Annotated in this window: 10 protein-coding genes; 3 read left to right on the top strand and 7 right to left on the bottom strand. The window is 75.1% G+C overall.

What is annotated here, in order from left to right; genetic code table 11:
• The 3 genes from E1298_RS27665 to E1298_RS27655 all read right to left on the bottom strand — a co-directional run.
• The coding region (locus tag E1298_RS27665; protein ID WP_131898318.1) for an SCO7613 C-terminal domain-containing membrane protein at positions 1-2,335 on the bottom strand (2,335 nt) is incomplete at its 3' end.
• Between the two features lie 184 nt (positions 2,336-2,519).
• Entirely contained in the window at positions 2,520-4,598 is a 2,079-nt protein-coding gene (gene ligA / locus E1298_RS27660) for an NAD-dependent DNA ligase LigA (protein WP_131898316.1), read from the bottom strand.
• A gap of 69 nt (positions 4,599-4,667) precedes the next feature.
• The gene (locus tag E1298_RS27655; protein WP_131898314.1) at positions 4,668-5,546 is read right to left on the bottom strand and encodes a DMT family transporter; all 879 of its coding nucleotides are present in this window, start codon (positions 5,544-5,546) and stop codon (positions 4,668-4,670) included.
• Between the two features lie 1,090 nt (positions 5,547-6,636).
• Between E1298_RS27655 and E1298_RS27650 the strand changes: the two genes are divergently transcribed.
• The 3 genes from E1298_RS27650 to E1298_RS27640 are packed head-to-tail and all read left to right on the top strand — an operon-like array spanning position 6,637 to position 10,027.
• A complete protein-coding gene (locus E1298_RS27650; RefSeq protein ID WP_131898312.1) occupies positions 6,637-7,485 on the top strand; it encodes a DUF4397 domain-containing protein in 849 nt (282 codons plus the stop codon).
• Positions 7,478-8,098 (top strand): class F sortase, encoded by a 621-nt coding sequence (locus tag E1298_RS27645; protein WP_131898310.1) that lies wholly within the window; start codon positions 7,478-7,480, stop codon positions 8,096-8,098. The genes E1298_RS27650 and E1298_RS27645 overlap by 8 nt, the downstream gene beginning before the upstream one ends.
• A 30-nt stretch (positions 8,099-8,128) precedes the next feature.
• On the top strand, positions 8,129-10,027 hold the full coding sequence (locus tag E1298_RS27640; protein ID WP_165975688.1) for a WD40 repeat domain-containing serine/threonine protein kinase: 1,899 nt from the start codon (positions 8,129-8,131) through the stop codon (positions 10,025-10,027).
• A gap of 15 nt (positions 10,028-10,042) precedes the next feature.
• Here E1298_RS27640 and E1298_RS27635 read toward each other — a convergent pair whose 3' ends face one another.
• The 4 genes from E1298_RS27635 to E1298_RS27620 form a co-directional block, all read right to left on the bottom strand.
• On the bottom strand, positions 10,043-10,240 hold the full coding sequence (locus tag E1298_RS27635; RefSeq protein ID WP_279499209.1) for an MbtH family protein: 198 nt from the start codon (positions 10,238-10,240) through the stop codon (positions 10,043-10,045).
• A complete protein-coding gene (locus E1298_RS27630) occupies positions 10,240-11,523 on the bottom strand; it encodes a lysine N(6)-hydroxylase/L-ornithine N(5)-oxygenase family protein (protein WP_131898304.1) in 1,284 nt (427 codons plus the stop codon). The genes E1298_RS27635 and E1298_RS27630 overlap by 1 nt, the downstream gene beginning before the upstream one ends.
• 27 nt (positions 11,524-11,550) lie before the next feature.
• A complete protein-coding gene (locus tag E1298_RS27625) occupies positions 11,551-12,567 on the bottom strand; it encodes an ABC transporter substrate-binding protein (protein WP_131898302.1) in 1,017 nt (338 codons plus the stop codon).
• 99 nt (positions 12,568-12,666) lie between these two features.
• The coding region (locus E1298_RS27620; protein ID WP_131898300.1) for a non-ribosomal peptide synthetase at positions 12,667-19,406 on the bottom strand (6,740 nt) is incomplete at its 5' end.

The raw sequence follows: 19,406 nt of genomic DNA, 5'->3' as shown, positions 1-19,406 counted from the left end.
CGCGCAGGCGGCGCAGGTCGCGCAGGCGCTGCTCGTAGGTCGCGCCCGTCAGCAGGACGGCCAGGCCGAGGACGGCGATCGGGATCCAGCCCGGCAGCCCGGCGAGCGCGTCGGCGGCGAAGGGGGCGAGGCGGCGGGCGGCGTCCAGGACGAGGACAGCGCCGCCGAGCAGCAGCGGGGCCTGGAGGCGGGTGCGGGCACCGGCGAGGGTGACCGCGAGGGCGGCCACGGCCAGGACCAGGGGGCGCGGGCCGGTCGCGTCGCCCCAGGCCGCCACCAGGCTCGGGACGAGCGTCGACGCCAGCGCCGGCCCGTACAGCACCCAGGAGGACGACGTCGCGCCGCGGACGTGCCGGACCACGCCGAACGCCAGCAGCGCCGCCGAGACCGGAAGGGTGTAGACCTCGGGGACGGTGATCTCGGACGCGCCGAGCCTGACCCACCAGGCGGCGGCGAGCAGCACCGAGGCCGCCCAGCCCGCCGCGGGCCGCCGGTCGGCCCGCAGCGAGAGCGCGGAGGCGAGCACTCCCGTCACGGCGAGGGCGAGGCTGAAATGGGGGCCGTGCCCGGCGGTCATCCCGATGCCCGCGGCGGCGGTCGTCCAGGAAGCGATCTCGGCGGCCTCGCCGCGGACGGCCCACGCGGCCGCCAGGGCGCAGGCGGACGCGGCGAGCACGGCGAACGCGGCCTGGTGGGCGGGCAGCCCGGCGCTGAGGCCGAGCGCCGCGGCGAACCCGCCGAGGGCGAGCGCCGCGACGGCCGCGGCCGCGTCGCGCAGGACGGCGGAGGCGAGCGCGGTGACGGCGGCGATGACCGTCAGCGCGCCGAGGACGGCGAGGGTGGCGGGCTGGGTGGCCAGGGAGTCGGCCGCCGCCCACAGCCCGGCGGCCACGGCGGTGATCCCGGCGGCGACGCGGGCGGCGGGGTCCAGGACCGCCCACGCGGCGAGCCCGGCGGCGGTGATCACCACGAGCGCGAGCGCGGTCGCGTAAGGCAGGTCGGCGGCGACGACGGCGGTGAGGACGGCGAGGAGGGCCGCGGGCGGGGCGGCGGCGCGCATGCGCTCGGCGACGAGGACGGCCGTCAGCAGGGCGAGCACCAGGGGCGCGGCGGGCAGCACCCAGTCCGCCAGATCCGGCTCGCCCACACCCGCCCAGCGCATGTCCAGGTAGTGGGCGGGGGTCAGCAGCGCCACGACCGTCCCGGGAAGGATCCACACGGTGGACGCGGCGAAGGTCACCCCGGCGCCCGCGACGGCGGCGCGGAGCAACGCCCGGGGCAGCAGCCGCGCGGCGGCCGCGACGGCGACCGCGCACAGGGCGAACCCCGCCGCCGCCCACTCCAGGGGCAGCGGCAGGACGGCGCCGACCGCGACCGAGGCGGCCAGCCCGGCGGCCACGGCGATGACCCGGTGCACCCGAGCGGCCCAGGCCAGTGCGACCGAGGCTGCCACCAGCAGGACCCCGGCGCCGTCGAGGTCCACCGGGACGGAGTCGCCCGTCAGCGCGAGCGCGAGCAGCAGACCGGCCCCGCCCGCCACGAGGCCCGTGACCGTCGCGATCCACTCGACGCGCCGGACGAACAGGTCGGCGAGCGAGAGCACGATCAAGGCCAGGGCCATCCACATGGGCCCGGCGTCCGCCGCGAGGACGGCGAGAGGCAGCGGCAGCCGGCCGAGGACGACCGCCGTCGGCGCCGGCAGCCGCAGCGAGGCGGCCCACCCGTAGGCCGCCCACAGGGCGGTGACGGCGAGGGACGAGCCGGCCGCGTACCAGAGGCCGTCGACGCCGCCCGACCCGAAGAGGTCGTTGGCGTGCGCCGCGTAGCACTGGAGGCCGATGAGCAGCAGCCCGATGAACCCGAGCGTCTCGGCGGTGGCGGCGAGGCCGCGCCTGGCCAGCCCCCACGCGGCGCCCAGCGCGACCGCCGTCAGCGCGAGCAGGATCAGCTCGCGCGGGACGGCCCCCAGCGTGCTCCAACTGAGGGCGGTGAACACGATCGCGGCGATCCCGAGCAGCGCCCCACCCACGCCGAGCAGCGTGTTGCGCACGACGAACCGCGACGCGTCCCCGGCCGGGACGGCCCCGGGCGCCCCGGCCGGAGACGTCGGCCGCGCCTGCCCGGCCTCCGCGCGCCGCGACCACCCGGCGGCCGGGGGCGCCGCGTACAGGGCCGCCACGAGATGGCGGCGGCGCCTGCCCAGCCGGAGGAGCTCGCCGTCCAGCACCCACAGCTCCGCCGCCGCGGGACCCGTCAGGGACAGCTCGCACACCGGGCAGGACGCGGGGCGCGGCGCGGGCAGCGGAGTCCGGCATCCCGGACACGTGATACGCATACCGGGAGGATGTCGCGGCGAGGCCGCCGGACAAATCCGTACAAATACTCAGATACTCGCGAGTACCCCGGAATCCGGCGGTGGTGACAGCGATCACACACTTGCTTAGCGTGAAGCTGGTTCACCTAACCGGAGGGGCCGGGACGGTGCACGCCGTCAAGGATTTTCGGCGACGGCGACGGCGTCACAGGTAGGCGGCTACGCGGGTGGCGAATTCCTCGGGGGTGATGATCTCGATGTCGAGCTTTTCGGCCTTGGCCCGCTTGGAGCCCGCCTTGTCTCCGGCGACGAGCAGCGAGGTCTTGGCCGACACCGAGGACGAGGCGCGGCCTCCGGCGCGTTCGATGAGCTCGTTCACCTCGTTGCGGGACAGGCCGTCCAGCGGGCCGGACATGGCGCCGGTGGCGACCACCGACAGCCCGGCCAGCGGCAGCGCCTCCCCGGCCTCCTCCGCGGGCTCCTCGCCGGGTGCGGGCGGGGGCGTGGCGCCGGGCTCGGTCATGTTCACCCCGGCGGCCGACAGCTTGTCGATCAGCGGCGCCAGCTCGGCGATCTCGGCCACCAGCGCCTGGGCCCGCTCCGGCCCGACGCCGTCGACCTGCTGGAACGCCTCGGCGTCGGCGGCGCGGATCTGGTCCATCGCGGCGAAGTGGCGGGCGATGCGCCGCGACATGGAACGGCCGGTGCCGCGCACGCCGAGCGCGCAGAACACCTTGTTCAGCGGCTTGGCCTTGGCGCCCTCGATCGCGGCGAGCAGGTTGGCGGTACTGGTCTCGCCCATCCGCTCCAGGTCCAGGAGCTGGTCGCGGGTCAGGACGAACAGGTCGGCGAAGTCGGCGATCAGCCCGGCGTCCACCAGCTGGTCGATGATCTTCTCGCCGAGGCCCTCGATGTCGAGCTGGTCGCGCCCGACCGCGTAGCGGACCGACGCCACGGCGTGGCACGAGCGGCCCCTAACGCACCGCCACCGCTGCTGCGTGGCGTCGATCTCCTCGCCGCAGCGGGGGCACGCCGACGGCGCCTGGATCGGCTGCTCCTGGCCGGTGCGCAGGTGCGCCACCGGGGCCTCCACACGCGGGATCACATCGCCCGCCTTGTAAACGGTGACGTGGTCGCCCAGCATCAGGCCGCGCCGGGCGATATCGGCGGCGTTGTGCAGCGTCGCATACGTCACGATCGAGCCCTCGACCTCGACCGGCTCCAGCACCGCGCGGGGCGCGATGATCCCGGTACGGCCCACGTTCCACTCCACCCCGACCAGCCGGGTGATCTTCTCCACCGCCGGGAGCTTGTAGGCGATCGCCCACCGGGGCGCGCGGGAGGACAGCCCGGCCTCGGCCTGGTCGGCCGCCGCGTCGGCCTTGATCACGATGCCGTCGATGCCGAAGTCCAGCCCGGCCCGCAGCGCCGCGATCTCCGCCACCCGCCCGGTCAGCTCCTCGACGGTGCTCGCCGTGATCGCGGGCACCGGGGTCGCGGCCGTGGTGTGCGCGCCCAGGGCCGCGACCAGGTCCATGATCCCGCTGTGCGGAAGCTCCCTGAGCCGGGCGGCCAGCGCCTCATCGGTCCCCTCAAGCGGCAGCGCCCCGTAGGCGAAGAAGGTCATCTCCACCTGGTAGGCACGGTCCTTGGCGCGCAGCGACCCGGCCGCGGCGCTGCGCGGGTTGGCGAACGCCGGCGCTCCGGCGCCCGTCCGGGCGGTGTTGGCGTCCTCGAACTGCGCGCGGGTCATCAGCACCTCGCCGCGCAGCTCCACCGTCACCGGCTCGGCGAGCCGGGACGGCAGCCCGACGATCATGCCGGCGCCGTGCGAGACGTCCTCGCCCGCGGCGCCGTCGCCCCGCGTCACCAACTGCACCAGCCGGCCGCCGGAGTACCGCGCCGAGATCGCCAGCCCGTCCAGCTTCGGCTCCACGCTCCAGGTCGCGATCTCGCGGCCGAGGCGGCGGACCAGCCCGGCGACCCACGCCTCCAGCCCCTCGGCGGAGAACACGTTGTCCAGGCTCAGCATCGGGACGGTGTGGGGCACGTCGCCGATGACCGCTCCCCCGGCGACCTTGCCCGTCGGGGAGTCGGGCAGGACGTGCTCGGGATGCTCCTCCTCGTAGGCGGCGATACCGCGCACCAGGCGGTCGAAGACATCGTCGTCCAACGATGAGTCGCCCTCGCCGTAGTAGGCGGCGGAGGCGGCCACGGCGGTCTGCACGGCGGCGGCGTAGGCGGCCTGATCGCCGATCTCGGTACGGCCCGGTGTCTCGGTCATGCCCTCATCTTGCCTGGTGGGTACGACATTCCTTGATCTCAGCGCCCCGGCCGGGCGGCGGCTGCGCGGCTACCGGCGGGGCGTGCCGCTGCGGGCGGCGGCGGCCGGGGAGCGCGAGAGCGCGGCGACCCCGGCGGTGATGAGCACGGCGCTGACCGAGACGGCGGCGAACGCGGACGCGGTCCGGGGCGGGTGGGTGTGGAAGGCCAGGACGGCCAGCAGGTAGGACGCGACGGGGTTGGTCATCGTCATCGCGGTCATCGCGGCGGGCAGCGACCCGGCGGCGAACGCCTTCTGCTCCAGCAGCAGGCCGAGGAGCGTGGTGCCCGCGAGCGCGTAACCGGGCCAGTCGACGGCGGTGGCGGCGACGCCGCGGTGGACGAGGTCGGCGGTGGTGAGCTTGATGAGCACGGCGCTGCCCGCGAACATCAGCCCGGCGCACGCGCCGAGCAGCACCGCCCGCACGGTGCCGGTCCGCAGCGTCGCGCCCCTGGCCAGGACGGCGATGAGCGGCGCGGCGAGCAGGGCGGCGAGGAACAGCCGCGGCCGGGACGGCTCGCCCTCGGGCGGGACGGCCCCCGGCACGGTGAACAGCAACGCGAGGCCCGCCGACACCGCCGTCCCGCCGAGCAGGTCGTCGCGGGCGGGCCGGCGCCCGGTGCCGACCGTCCCGAGCAGGATGGTGAAGACGAGCTGGCTGACCAGCAGGGGCTGGACGAGGCCCGTCGAGCCCAGGTGGAGGGCCACGGCCTGGGTCATGAACCCGGCGAGGTTCACCGCCCACCCGGTCAGCCACACCGGATCGCGCAGCAGCCGCCGGATCAGCCCGGCCGACTCCACGGGCCCGGTCGCGCAGCCCACCGCCCGCCGCGCGGCCCGGTGCTGGAGCGCGGCGGCCGCGGCGAACAGGAACGCCGCAAGCAGGCTGAACCCGACGCTCCACGCCATCAGCGCCTACCGGCCCGCGCGTCACGGCAGGTCACGCCGTCTCCCCCGCCTCCGCCATATCACCCACCCCCACGGTCATCCTTCCCACGATCAATCAAGACGACCAACGCCACAAACCACCACCAAAATGGGCAAAGCCGCAGGCCGGGCGGGATCGCTGATCAAGATTGGAGCCATCCAGGCGAGGGCGCGCACCGACCGGGAGTTCCTCGGGCGCACCGTCCGCCACCTGGTGCTGGAGGAGGGCGTCCGACAGTGTTTATTGCGTTGCCCTCGGCGTCGGGCGTTGGACGCCCTCCTTCAACGGGCAACGCGACGATCGCTGTGCCTATTGCAGTGCCCTTGGCGTCAGGCGCCAGAGCGCCTTCCTTCGGCGGGCGCTGCGGCGATCGCTGCATCGCTTCGACTCGCCCAGGGGCTCGCTGCGCGATCAGTTGCTCGCAAGCTCGCAACTGGCTTCGCACGCGATCGCAACGCTGAGGTTGTCGGCGCTGGGGCTCAATGCGTTGTGGTCGTGCGTGTTGCAGTGCCCTTGGCGCCAGGCGCTGGCGCGCTAGCCTCCGGCGGGCGCGCGCGGATCGCTGCATTAGACACAGCGGTCAGCACCGCACCGCACCGCACCGCACCGCACCGCACCGGGAAGAATGTACGAACCCCCAGCGGTCGACGACCGGGACGTTGCGATCGCGTGCGAAGCCAGGTTCGAGCGAAGCGAGAACCTGATCGCGAAGCGAGCCGCCAGGCGAGACGAAGCGATGCAGCGATCGCCGCAGTGCCCGCCGAAGGAAGGCGCGCTAGCGCCTGACGCCAAGGGCACTGCAATAGATACTACGGACGGTGCCGCGGCGTCCGCCCCGGCGTCGCGGCACCGTCCAGCCCGCCCGCGGGCGGCGGACCGGCTTCATATGGTCCAGCGCCGGGGGGCGGAAAATCATCACTCTCCCGTCCACAGGCCGGAACCGGCCGATGTTCTCGCCCCGGGAGATGGCGCATTGACGTTCGCGCCCGAAGTGCGCTGCTATTGCCGGGTCTACACAGAACTCAATCACGGAACCTTCCAGCAGAGCCCCCCGCGCCCTGGAGGACGGCCATGCGAAGCAGCGGCCTCGTCAGACGAACGTGCACGATCGCGGCCACCGGCGGAGCCGTCGTCGCGCTGGCCGGGACGCCCGGTCACGCGGCCCCCGGCGACGGGTACGTGCGGCTGGCGCACCTGTCCCCCGACACCCCCGCCGTGGACGTCTACCTGTACTCGGCGGGGAAGAAGACGCCCCGGCTGGTGCTGAGGCACGTCGGCTACGGGGTGCTGTCGCCGTACCAGCGGCTCGGCAGCGGCGCGTACACGGTCGCGATGCGCCCGGCGGACGCCGCCGCCTCGACCAAGCCCGTGCTGTCGGCGCATGTGCGGGTCCGGGGCGGGGCGGCCTACACCGTCGCGGGCCTGGGCCCCTACAAGGGCATCAAGCTGGACGTGCTGGACGATTCGGCCGACCTGCCCGCCGGACGTGCCGGGCTCCGGGTCATCGCGGCGTCGCTCAAGCAGCCCGAGGTCGGCGTGACCGCGTCCGGCCGGTCGCTGGCCAAGGGGCTCCGTCTCGCGTCCACCACCCCGTACCGGGTGCTTCCGGCCGGGAGCACGTCCGTCCGCGTGACCGGCCGGGGCGGGGCTCGGGCCTCGACCACGCTGGCGATGAGGGCCGGGACCGTGCACACCGTCATCGTCCTGGACGGCCCGAAGGGCCTGCGGCTGCTCGACCTGCGGGATTCGAGCGGCAGCCCGGGGACGCCGCGCGGCGGCGTGGACACCGGTCTCGGGGGGCTCGCCGGTGCGGCCCCCGGGCACCGCGCGTCGTGGTCCGGGCCCGCCGCGCTGGCCGTCCTCGCCGGGACGGCGGGGATCGGCGCGGCCGCGGCGGTCCGGCGCCGCCGCGATGCGTGAACGCCGGGCCGCCCTCGCGCTGCTCGGCGCCGTCGCGCTCGCGGGTTGCGGCGGAGGCCCGTCCGGGGACTGGGCGTCCTCGGACCGGGCGCCGCGGGCCGGATGGTCGCCGGTGCCGGGCCAGGTCGCCGCGCCGGACGCGGGACGGCATGCAGCGGGGCGGGCCGAGAGGCACGCCGAGCCGGTCGAGGTGCGCATCCCCGCGCTCGGCGTGCACAGCCGGCTGGAGCGCCTCGCGACCGGCGGCGGGGGCGAGCTCGTCCCGCCGCGCGATCCGGCGACGGCCGGGTGGTACGCGGCCGGGATCCGTCCCGGCGACGCCGGCCCCGCGGTGATCGCGGGCCATCTCGACGCGCGGACGGGCCCCGGCGTGTTCGCCGGGCTCGCCGGCCTGCGCCCGGGCGCGGCCGTCCTGGTCAAGGACGCCAGGGGGCGCACGAGCCGGTTCACGGTCGACGCCGTCCGGACCTACCCCAAGGCGCGTTTCCCCACCGCCGAGGTGTACGGGCCGACGCCCGACCCCCAGCTGCGCCTCATCACCTGCGCGGGCGCCTTCGACCGGTCCCGCCGCCACTATCTGGACAACGTCGTGGCCTATGCGACCATGGGGTGATCGATGACCCCGGATGATCGACGACCTCGGATGGCTGAGCAGATCATGGGGGAAGGCCGGGGGCGGCTCATCGCCCACCAGTACCGCCTGGTCGAGGAGATCGGCCGGGGCGGCTTCGGCGTCGTCTGGCGCGCCCGGGACGAGCGCCTGAACCGCGACGTCGCGGCCAAGGAGCTGTTCCTGCCCCTCTACCTCGCCGCCGACCAGCGCGAGGAGCGCCGCGAGCGCAGCATGCGGGAGGCGCGGTCGGCGGCCCGGATCATGCACCCGTCGGCGGTCACCGTGCACGCCGTGGTCGAGCAGGACGGCGTCCCGTGGATCATCATGGAGCTGATCGACGGGCGGTCCCTCGGCTCGGTGGTCAGGAGCGGCGGGCCGCTGCCGCCGCGCCGGGCCGCGGAGATCGGGCTCGGCGTCCTCGGCGCGCTGCGCACCGCGCACGCCGCCGGCGTCGTCCACCGCGACGTCACGCCCGGCAACATCCTGCTCGCCGAAGGCCGGGCCGTGCTCACCGACTTCGGCATCGCCACGATCGAGGGCGACCCGTCCATCACCAGCTCGGGGTACCTGATGGGCGCGCCCGCCTACACCGCGCCGGAGCGCGCCCGCGGGGAGCACGCCACCCCGGCCTCCGACCTGTGGTCGCTCGGCGCGACGCTGTACCTCGCGGTCGAGGGGAAGCGCCCGTTCGCGGGCGACAACGCCAACGCCGTCCTGCACGCGATCCAGCACGTCGAGCCCGACAGGCCGGTGCTCGCCGGGCCGCTCGGGCCCGTCATCGAGGGGCTGATGCGCAAGGTCCCCGCGGACCGGCTCAGCGCCGAGCAGGCGGAGTCGCTCCTCGGCGACGTGGCGCTCGACCGCGTGCCCGCCCTCCTCAGCCTCCCGCCCGGGGCGGGGCGGGTCCAGGACGGCCGCGTCTGGAGATGGCGGCGGCTGGTCGCCGTCGCGGCCGCCCCGGTGGTCGCGGCCGGGGTCGTCTCGGGGCTGCTGTGGGCGGACCGGGCGGGCACCCCCGAAAGCGCCCAGGGCGCGGCGGGACGCGCCGCGCCGGCTGCCGGGCCGCGGCTGCTGGCCACGCTCGCCGCGGCCGACGAGGTCTACACGGTCTCGATCAACGCCGCCGGGACGCTGCTCGCCGCGGCGGGCGAGAACCGGGCCGTCCGGCTCTGGCGCCTCCCCGACCGCAGGCCCGTCGCCGTCCTGCGGGGCCACGGCCACGCCATCTTCGCCTCGGCGTTCAGCCCCGACGGCCGGACGCTCGCCACCGGCGGCTACGACCGGGAGGTGATCCTGTGGAACACCGCCGCCCGCCGCCGCCTCGCCACGCTCACGCCCGGCCAGGGCACGATCGGGTCGCTCGCCTTCAGCCCGGACGGACGGGAGCTCGCCACCGCCGGCACCGACGACGTCCAGTTGTGGAACGTCGCGCGCCGCGCCCGGCTCCAGGTCCTGGGGCGTCCCGCCGAGACCCAGTACAGCGCGGCGTTCAGCCGGCTCGGCTGGCTGGCGTTCGCCAGCGCCGACACCCTGCGCATGTGGCGGTCGCGGGCGGCGCCGCGGAGCGCCACGCTCGGCGGAGTGTCCTCGCTGGTGCGGGCGATGGCGTTCGACCCCACCGGGCGGGTCGTCGCGATCGGCGGTGACGACGGCACCGTCACCCTGTGGGACTGCGCAGCCCGGCGGCGGCTCGGCACCGTCCCGCACGACAGGAGCGTGTACGCGGTGGCGTTCAGCCCGGACGGCAGGACCCTCGCGACCGCGTCCGGCGATACCGTCGTCCTGTGGGACGTGGCGCAGCGCAAGCGGACGGCCACCCTCACCGGGCACCGCGGCCTGGTCTCCTCGCTCGCCTTCAGCCGGGACGGCCGGACGCTCGCCAGCGGCGGGTTCGACGGGACCGTCCGCCTCTGGGCCCTGGGTCCCTGACCACCGGGCGCCCGGCTACGCCGTCAGGCTCCGCGGGCGGATGTCGGTCCAGTTGGCCGTGACGTAGTCGAGGCACTCCGGGCGGGGGCCGGGGCCGAACACGCTCGTCCAGCCCGCGGGGACGTCCGCGAAGGACGGCCACAGGGAGTGCTGGCCCTCGTCGTTCACCAGGACCAGGAACGTGCCGTCGGGGTCGTCGAACGGGTTGGTCATCATGCCTCCTGGGTGACGCGGGCGGTGCGGCGGGCCGCGGTGCTGCGGGCCATCGACCGGACGATCTCGCCGGTGCGGACGGCCGTCATGGACAGCAGCGACGAGGCGATCCCGTGGCTGTGCTCGGTGGCGCCCTGCAAGTAGACGCCCCACTCGCAGCCGGGCGCGGTGGCGATCCGGTAGTCGCGCTCGACCACCGCGCGGCCGCCGGGCCCGGTGCGGCAGTGCTGCCCGGCCTCGCCGAGCAGGTCGAACGGGTCGCGCTCGCGGTAGCCGGTGGCGTAGACGACCGCGTCGGCCGCCAGCGCGGTCGTCTCGCCGGTGGGCAGGAACCTGACCCGCAGCCGGACGGCGCCGGGCTCGGTCCGCACGTCCAGGACGCGGGAGGCGTTGAGGATGCGGAGCCGCTCGGTGCCCGCGACCTTCTCGGCGTAGGAGCGCCGGTACAGCTCGTCGATGAGGTCGAGGTCCACGACGGAGTAGTTGGTGTTGCGGGAGTAGGCGAACAGCAGCCGCTTCACCTCGTCCGGCGCGGTGTGGTAGTGGTCGACGGCCTGCGGGTCGAAGATGCGGTTGGCGAAGGCGCTGTCGTCGGCGGGCGAGTAGCCGTAGCGGGCGAAGACGGCGCACACCTCGGTGCCGGGGAGGGTGCGGTGCAGGTGCTCGACCGCCTCGGCGGCGCTCTGCCCCGCGCCGACCACGACGATCCGCTCCGGGGTCCAGCCGCGCCGCTCCTCCAGGCGGGTCAGCAGGTCCTCGGTGTGCCAGATCCGCTCGCCGGGCCGTACGCCCTTGGGCAGGACGGGTTCGAGCCCCGCGGCGATGACGACGTTGCGGGCCAGGTGCGTCTCCAGCTCGTCGTCGCGGCGCACCACGACCTCAAGGGTGTCGGCGTCGCGCGGGCGGAGCGCGACGACCTCGGCCCCGTACCGGACCCGGCCGGCGAACGCGGCGGCCGTCCATTCGAGGTAGTCGTGGAACTCCAGCCGGGTCGGGAACATCGTCTTGTGGTTGACGAAGTCGACCAGGCGGTCCTTGGCGTGCAGGTAGGACAGGAACGAGTAGGGGCTGGACGGGTTGCGCAGCGTCACCAGGTCCTTGAGGAAGTGGACCTGCATCGTGGCGCCGTCGATGAGCATCCCGCGGTGCCAGCCGAACGCGGGCTGCTTCTCGAAGAACACCGCGTCCGCGCCGGTGCCGTGCTCCTCCTCCAGCGCGATGGCCAGCGCCAGGTTGGAGGGGCCGAACCCGATGCCCACCACGTCATGGACGGGGGTCTGCATGTGCTTCTCCACTCTCGCGCGAGCGCGTCAGGCGGGGCGGACCGCGCCGGCGGCTTTGGCGATCTTCGGCACGACCTGGTCGACGACGTAGGGGACGGCGAGCGGGGTCGGGGTGCGCAGCGGCCAGAACTCCTTGAGGCTCAGCGGGACGTACGAGCCGCGCTTGACGACGGGCAGGTCGGCGAACAGCTTGTTGCCCTCGAACTTCTTCTGCGTCGCGGGGTCGTCGTTGTAGTGGCTGAGCAGGACGTCCACGTTCAGCACCGAGACCTTCTCCATGCTGAGCTCGGCGGCGAAGCCCTGGCCGGGCAGCTTCTTCAGCGGCTCGGGCAGCACCATCCCGAACTGGCTCAGCAGCTTGACGCTGGTGTCGTCGGGCGACTTCATCACGCCGATGTTCCCGGACGGGAAGACGCTGGTGAACGCGAACTTCTTGCCGTTCAGCGCGGGGTGCGCGGTCTTCACCGAGGCGATCTTCGTCTCCACGTCCGCGACGAGCTTCCCGCCCTCGTCGGGCTTGCCGATGGCCTTGGCCGTCTGCAGGGTGATGGCCTGCCAGGAGTCCTCGGCGGGACCGGTCTGGTAGGCGACGGTCGGGGCGAGCTTGGAGAGCTTGCCGTACTCCTTGTCGATGGCGAAGTCGCCGCCCGCGAGGACGAGGTCGGGCCGCAGCGCGGCGATCTCCTCCAGGTTGAACCCCGCCTCGCCGGCCTTGAGCAGCTTCGGCCGGGCCCCGGTGATCTTGGGCGCGCTCCACGGGGCGAGGCCGTCGGCCTGGACCCCGGTCAGCTCGGCCATGCCGACCGGCTGGACGCCGAGGGCCAGCAGCGCGTCCTGGTCGACCTCGCCGAGCGCGACGATCCGCTTCGGCGCGGACTTGATCGTGGTGGTGCCCAGCTTGTGGGCGACGGTGACCGGGAACGATCCGGCGGCGCCGCCGGAGGAGCCGGCGTCGGGTTCGTCGTCGCCGCCGCACGCGGTGGCCAGTCCGAGGCTCAGGACGAGCGTGGCGGTGGCGGCGAGGAGCCGCATCGTGGTGCGCATAGAGGACCGGTGTCCTTCCGGGTGTTCCAGGGTGTGTCGAGCAGAGACATTAGGTTAGGCTCACCTAACTACACAAGAGGGGCGGGGGTATGAGCACACTCACTCCAGGCGCTCCACGCGCTCCAGACGCTCCAGAAGGCCAGCGACGGTCGGCGCGCCCAGCAGGGTCGCGATCTTCAGGGACGCGCATCCGGGCTCCCTCCTGATGCGGCGCACGAGCTTCATCGCGAGCAGCGAGTGGCCGCCGAGGTCGAAGAAGTCGTCGTCCGGGCCGACGCCCGGAACGCCCAGTTCCTCGGCGAAGATCCGGCACAGCGCGGCCTCGCGGTCGCCGCCGCGCGGGCCCGCCGCCGCGCTCCGCCCCACCGCGCCATGCTCCCCCGCCGCGCTCGGCTCAACCGCCACGGCCCGGACGGTCAGCACGGCGGGCAGCGCGCCGACCCGCACGCCGGGATCGGCGGCGACGGTCTCCAGCAGCGCGACGAGCCCGTCCGCCATCGCCTCGGCCGTCGCGCCGTCGAACAGGTCGGCGGAGTAGTCGACGATCAGGCGCAGCTCGCCGGAGCCGGCGTCCTCGCGGAAGATGAAGTCCAGGTCGAACTTGGCCGCGCCCGGCCCGAACAGCGCCTCCCGCTGCTCCAGGCCCGGGAAGCGGACGTCGCCCGCGCCCTGGTTCTCGTACCCGACCATCACCTGGAACAGCGGGTTGCGACCGGGCACGCGGCGCGGGCGCAGCGCCTCCACCAGCGCCTCGAACGGCAGGTCCTGGTGGGCGAGGCCCGCGAGGTCGGCCTCCCGGACGCGGCCGAGCAGCTCGGCGAACGTGGGCGAGCCGGACACGTCGGCGCGCAGGACGAGGGTGTTGACGAAGAAGCCGACGAGGTCGGACGCGGCCTCCTCCGTCCGCCCGGCGACGGGGCTGCCCAGGGGGATGTCCTCGCCCGCGCCCATCCGGTGCAGCAGCGCGGCGACGGCCGCCTGGCAGACCATGAACATGCTGGCCCCGGCGTCGCGGGCGACGCGGCGCAGCCGTCCGGTGAGGCCGGGCGGCAGCTCGGCGGCCAGCGCCGCGCCGCGCTGGCCCACCGTGCCCGGACGCGGCCGGTCCACCGGCAGCGGGATCTCCTCGGGGATCCCGGCCAGCGCCCGCGCCCAGTGGTCGAGCTGGCGGGCGTGGACGCTCCCCGGGTCGAGCGGGTCGCCGAGCAGCTCCCGCTGCCACAGCGCGTGGTCGGCGTACTGGACGGGCGGCGGCTCCCAGGCGGGCGCCCGTCCGTCCAGCCGGGCGGTGTAGGCGGCGGCCACGTCGCGGGCGAACGGGCCGAACGACCACTCGTCGAACGCGATGTGGTGGAAGACGGCGAGCAGCAGGTGCTCGCGCTCCCCCTCCGGGAACACCGCGACGCGCAGCGGGAGGTCGGTGCTCAGGTCGAACGGCCTGGCGATGAACTCCTCCGGCGCGCCCGTGGCGGCCTCCAGCGCGGGACGTGCCTCCTGGGGCGGCAGGATCCGCTGGTAGGGCGTCCCGTCGTGCTCGGGGAAGACCGTCCGCAGGCTCTCGTGCCGGGCGGTGACGTCGGCGATGGCCGCCTCCAGGGCGCCCCTGTCGAGGTCGCCGCGCAGCCGCACCGCGAGCGGCAGGTGGTACGCGCCGCGCGGCCCGTCGTCCTCGCGCAGGAGCTGGTCGAGCAGCCACAGGCGCCGCTGCGCGAACGACAGCGGGATGCGCTCGGGGCGCTCGCGCGGCGCCAGGACGGGCCGGGGCGCGGCGCCCGCGCCGGCGTTGCGGTGCACCCGCCCGGCCAGCTCGGCGACCGTCGGCGCCTCGAACAGGTCGCGGATCGCCAGCTCGGCGCCGAGCACCGCGCGGGCCCTGCCGACCAGCCGCGTGGCCAGCAGCGAGTGGCCGCCGAGGTCGAAGAAGTCGTCGTCGACGCCCGCGCCGGGCGCGTCCAGCACCTCGGCGAACAGGGTGCACAGCAGCCGCTCGACGGGCGTGCGGGGCGGGCGCCCGGCGCGGCGCGGCCCGTCCCCGCCCGGGTCGGGGAGGGCACGCCGGTCGAGCTTGCCGTTCACGGTGAGCGGCAGCGCGTCCAGCGTCACGATCGCGCTCGGCACCATGTAGCCGGGCAGCCGCCCCTTCAGCCTCTCCCGGACCCGCGCCGCCAGCAGCCCGTGGTCGCGGGCGGCCACCGGGTTGTTCGCGTACGAGGCGGGCGCGCGTCCCGGCTCGGCGGGCAGGTGGGCCATGCCGCCGCCGAACACCGCGTCGTACCGTCCGATCTCGGTGGACGGTGTGAGCACCACGTCCGGGGCGAGGGCGTAGAGCACCTCGGGCTCGACGCCCTCGGACGGTGCCGAAAGCGCCGCGCGGGCCTCGTCCGGGGACGCGCCGTCCCGCAGGGCGCGCAGCGCCGCGACCTCCCCGGACAGCCGCGGATCGGGGATGCCGACCACCCGCAGCGGGCCGCCGGGCCGCGACCGCAGGCCGTCCAGGCCCGTCCAGTCGACGACCTTCGTCTCCGGGACGGGCGGCAGGTCCGGCCCGGCCTTCCAGAGGACGGCGTCGTAGCGGTGCCGGGTCAGCTCGTTGTGGCGGGTGCCGCGCTTGATGAACAGGTCCACGCGCTCGGGCCCGTCCAGCGCGGCGAAGAACGCCGGGTCGAGCAGCAGCTCCTTCTCCATCCGGACGGACCGCTCCACCGCCGCCAGGTCGCCGCCGCCGCGCCCGAGCTGGACCGCGGCGTGCAGGCACCGCACCGTCCGCAGGTCGCGGACGTCCCCGAGGAACAGCGCGCCGCCCGGGACGAGCAGGCGCGTCGCCTTGGCGATCACATCCTGGAGGTAGCCGGCGCCCGGGAAGTACTGCGCCACCGAGTTGATCACGATGGTGTCGAAGTGCCCCTCGGGCAACCCGCCCATGTCATGGGCGGGCCGGCAGCTCAACCGGACCGCCGAGTCCGGACCAAGAGCGTGCCATTCCTGGGGGGACGACCCCCCAGACCCCCCGAGGTCGTGTTTGAGCTTCTCTATGACGGGCGCGGAGAAGTCGGTGCCCCAGTACTCCTCGCTCTCGGGCGCGAGGCGGGTCAGGATCAGCCCGGCGCCCACGCCGATCTCCAGGACGCGCCGCGGGTGGGGCCGGATCGCGCGAATGCGCTCGACCGTGGTCTCGCGCCACTCCCGCATGTCCTCCAGCGGGATGGGGGCGCCGTCGTAGCTGCTGTCCCAGCCCGCGAACTCCTCGCCGTGGACGACCGTGCCGACCTCGGTGTACTCGGCGTCGTAGATCTGCCGCCACTCCGCGATCTGCTCGTCCGCGGCGCCCTCGCGCGTCCCGTCCGGCACGACGTACCCGACGAGCCGCTTCACGCCGGGGACGCCGGTGTCCGCGGCGACGACCGCCGCCTGCCCGACGCCCGGCTCGGCGGCGAGCACCGTCTCGATCTCCTCCAGCTCCACCCGGTAGCCGCGGATCTTGACCTGGTCGTCGGTGCGGCCGAGGAAGTCGATGTTGCCGTCCTCGCGGACCCGGACCAGGTCGCCCGTCCGGTACATGCGGCCGCCGCCGAACGGGTCGGCGACGAACCGCTCCGCGGTCAGGTCGGCGCGGCCGAGGTAGCCGCGCGCGAGTCCGGCGCCGGCGATGTAGAGCTCGCCGGGGGCGCCGGGCGGGACGGGGCGCAGCCAGCCGTCCAGGACGTAGCCGCGGGTGTTCCAGATGGGCCTGCCGACCGTCGGGGTGGCGCTGTCCTCGGTGCCGCCGCCCAGCGTGTTGATCGTGTACTCGGTCGGGCCGTAGAGGTTGTAGCCGAGCACGCCGTCCGCCGCCGCGAGCCGGTCCCAGACCGCGGTCGGCACCGCCTCGCCGCCGAGCAGGACGAGCGGCGGCCGGTGCCCGCCGTCCAGCAGGCCCTCGTCCAGGAGCTGCTGCGCGTAGGTGGGCGTCACGTTGATGACGTCGATGCCGTGCCGCCGTAGGTAGGCGGTCAGCGCCTCGGCGTCGCGGCGCAGGTCCTCGTCGCAGACGTGCACCTCGTGGCCCTCGATGAGCCAGAGCAGTTCCTCCCACGACATGTCGAAGGAGAACGACACGGTGTGCGCGATCCGCAGCCGGCGCCCGCCCGCCGACGCCACGACCGGGTCGAAGATGTTGGCGCGGTGGTTGAACTGCATGTTGGTCAGGCCGCGGTAGGGCGTCACGACCCCCTTGGGACGGCCCGTGGAGCCCGACGTGTAGATCACGTACGCGGGGTGGTCGAGCCGTCCGGGCGTGCCGGGCGCGAAGCCGGGCAGCTCGCCGGGGGCGAGGTCGGCGCCGGACAGGTCCGCCAGCCGCCCGGCGGTCTCCGGGTCGTCCAGCGCGAGGGTCGTGCCGCCGTGCGTGAGCCCGGCGGCGATGTCGCGGTGCGAGACGAGGCAGGCCGGGGCCGCGTCCTTGAGCATGTAGTCGAGCCGGTCGGCCGGGTAGTCCAGTTCGAGCGGCAGGTAGGCGGCACCGGTGCGCAGCACCGCGAACAGCGCGACGACCATCCGCGCCGAGCGCGGCAGGGCGAGCGCGACGACGCGCTCGGGCCCGGCGCCGTGCGCGAGCAGGAGCCGGGCGAGCCGGTTGACCTCCGCGTTCAGCTCCCCGTAGGTGAGCCGGACGTCCGGCAGCGACACGAGCGCGAGGTCGTCCGGCTGCCGCGCGGCCCGCTCGGCGAGCAGCTCGGCGACGGTCAGCTCGGGGACGGGGCGCACGGCCTGGTCCCAGTCGCGGCGCAGCCGGTCGTGCTCGCCGGGGACGAGGAGGTCGAGCCGGTGGCAGGGCGTCCCGGGCGCGTCGGCGAGCCGCCGGAGCACCTGGACGTACCGGTCGGTGATCCGCTCGGCCTCGGCCTCGGTGAACGCGTCGCCCCGGTACATGACGCGCAGCCCGGCGTCCGGCTCGACCACCATGGTCACCGGGTAGTGGGTGGCGTCGCGGACCTCCCGTCCCAGCACCCGGAGGTCGCCGCCGGGGCCGAAGCCCCGCCCGGTCGGCATGCCGGGGAAGTTCTGGAAGACGAACAGCGTGTCGAACAGGGTGCCGAGCCCGGTCGCGCGCTGCACGTCCGCGAGCGCGACGAAGGAGTGGTCGAACAGCTCGGACTGGGCGGCCTGGACGCGCTCCAGCACGGCGGTCAGCGGGTCGGACGGCCCTGCCTGCACCCGCACGGGGATGGTGTTGAACAGCAGGCCGACCATGGACTCCACGCCGTCCACGTCCGGGTGCCGCCCGGACACCGACGCGCCGAAGACGACGTCGTCCCGTCCGGTCAGGCCCATCAGGACCAGGCCCCAGGCCGTCTCGAACAGCGTGCCGGGGGTGATGCCGTGCTCGCGGGCGACCGCGTCCAGCCGCGCGGCGAGACCCGCGGGCAGCGCGCGGTGCACCTCCCCGGCCGCGGCGAGGTCCGCGGCCTTGTCGACCAGGCCGGGACGGACGAGGGCGGGCTCGTCGAACCCGTCGAGGGCGCGGCGCCAGGCGTCCACGGCGGCGGCGCGGTCCCGGCCGTTGACCCAGTCCAGGAACGCGCGGAACGGCGCGACGGGACGGGCCGCCTCGGCCGCCGCGTCGGTGTAGGAGTCGAGGAGCGAGGTGACCAGCAGCCCGCCCGACCAGCCGTCCAGCAGGATCAGCTCGGAGGTGAGGATCAGCCGGTGGTCGTCGTCGCCCACGCGGGCCAGGGCGAAACGGAGCAGTGGCGGCTGCCCCGGGTCGAACGGCTCGGCGCGCTGGGCGTCGGCGAACGCCTCCAGCTCGTCCGGTCCGGACAGCTCGGCGTAGGTCCACGGCACCTCGAACCGGTCCGGGACGAACTGCACGGCGCGGTCGCCGTCGGTGCGGAACCCGGCCCGCAGGTTGGGGAACTTCTCCAGGACGGCGCGCGCCGCGTCCGCCATCCGGGCGGGGTCGACCGGGCCGGACAGCGTCACGACGGCCTGCTGCACGTAGACGTCGCGGCCCTCGCCCGCCAGCATCAGGTGGAAGAGGAGCCCTTCCTGGAGCGGCGACAGCGGCAGCTCGTCCGGGGTGTCCGCCGAGCCCTCCGCCGGGACCGGTTCGGGGCGCGCCGGTCCGGGTGCGGCGGCGGCCTTGGCGAGGGCCTCGACCGTCCGCAGCCGGAAGACGTCGCGGACGGTGAACGGCAGGCCGGCGCGGCGCGCGCGGGCGACCAGCAGCGCCGCGCTGATGCTGTCGCCCCCGGTGCGGAAGAAGTCGTCGTCGGCGCCGACCTCCGGGCGGTCGAGAACGGTCGCGGCGAGCCGCGCGAGGACGCGTTCCGCGCCGGTGGCGGGCGCCCGTCCCGCGGGCCGCCGCCCCGGCTCGGGCAGCGCCCGCCGGTCGACCTTCCCGTTCGGGTTGAGCGGCAGCGCGTCCAGCACGACCAGCTCGGCCGGGACGAGATGGCCCGGGAGGGTCGCGCGCAGCCGCTCGTCGAGGGCGCCGGTGTCGACGTCGCCCACGACGTAGCCGACGAGGCGGGAGCCGCGCGCCGCGACGGCGGCCCGGCGGACCCCCGGCTGCGCGGACAGGGCCGCCTCGACCTCGCCCGGCTCGATCCGGAAGCCGCGGATCTTGATCTGGTCGTCGGCGCGGCCGAGGAACTCAAGGCTCCCGTCCCGGCGGCGCCGGACCCGGTCGCCGGTGCGGTACAGCCGCGATCCGGGCGGGCCGAACGGATCGGCGACGAACCGCTCGGCGGTGCGGGCCGGGTCGCCGAGGTAGCCGCGGGCCAGCCCGTCGCCCGCCAGGTACAGCTCGCCGACCGGGACCTCGCGGAGCGCGGCGTCCAGGACGTGGGCGCGGGTGT

It is taken from the genome of Actinomadura rubrisoli, from assembly GCF_004349215.1.
Taxonomy (GTDB): Bacteria; Actinomycetota; Actinomycetes; order Streptosporangiales; family Streptosporangiaceae; genus Spirillospora; species Spirillospora rubrisoli.
This window is presented reverse-complemented; position numbering and strand designations above follow the sequence as displayed.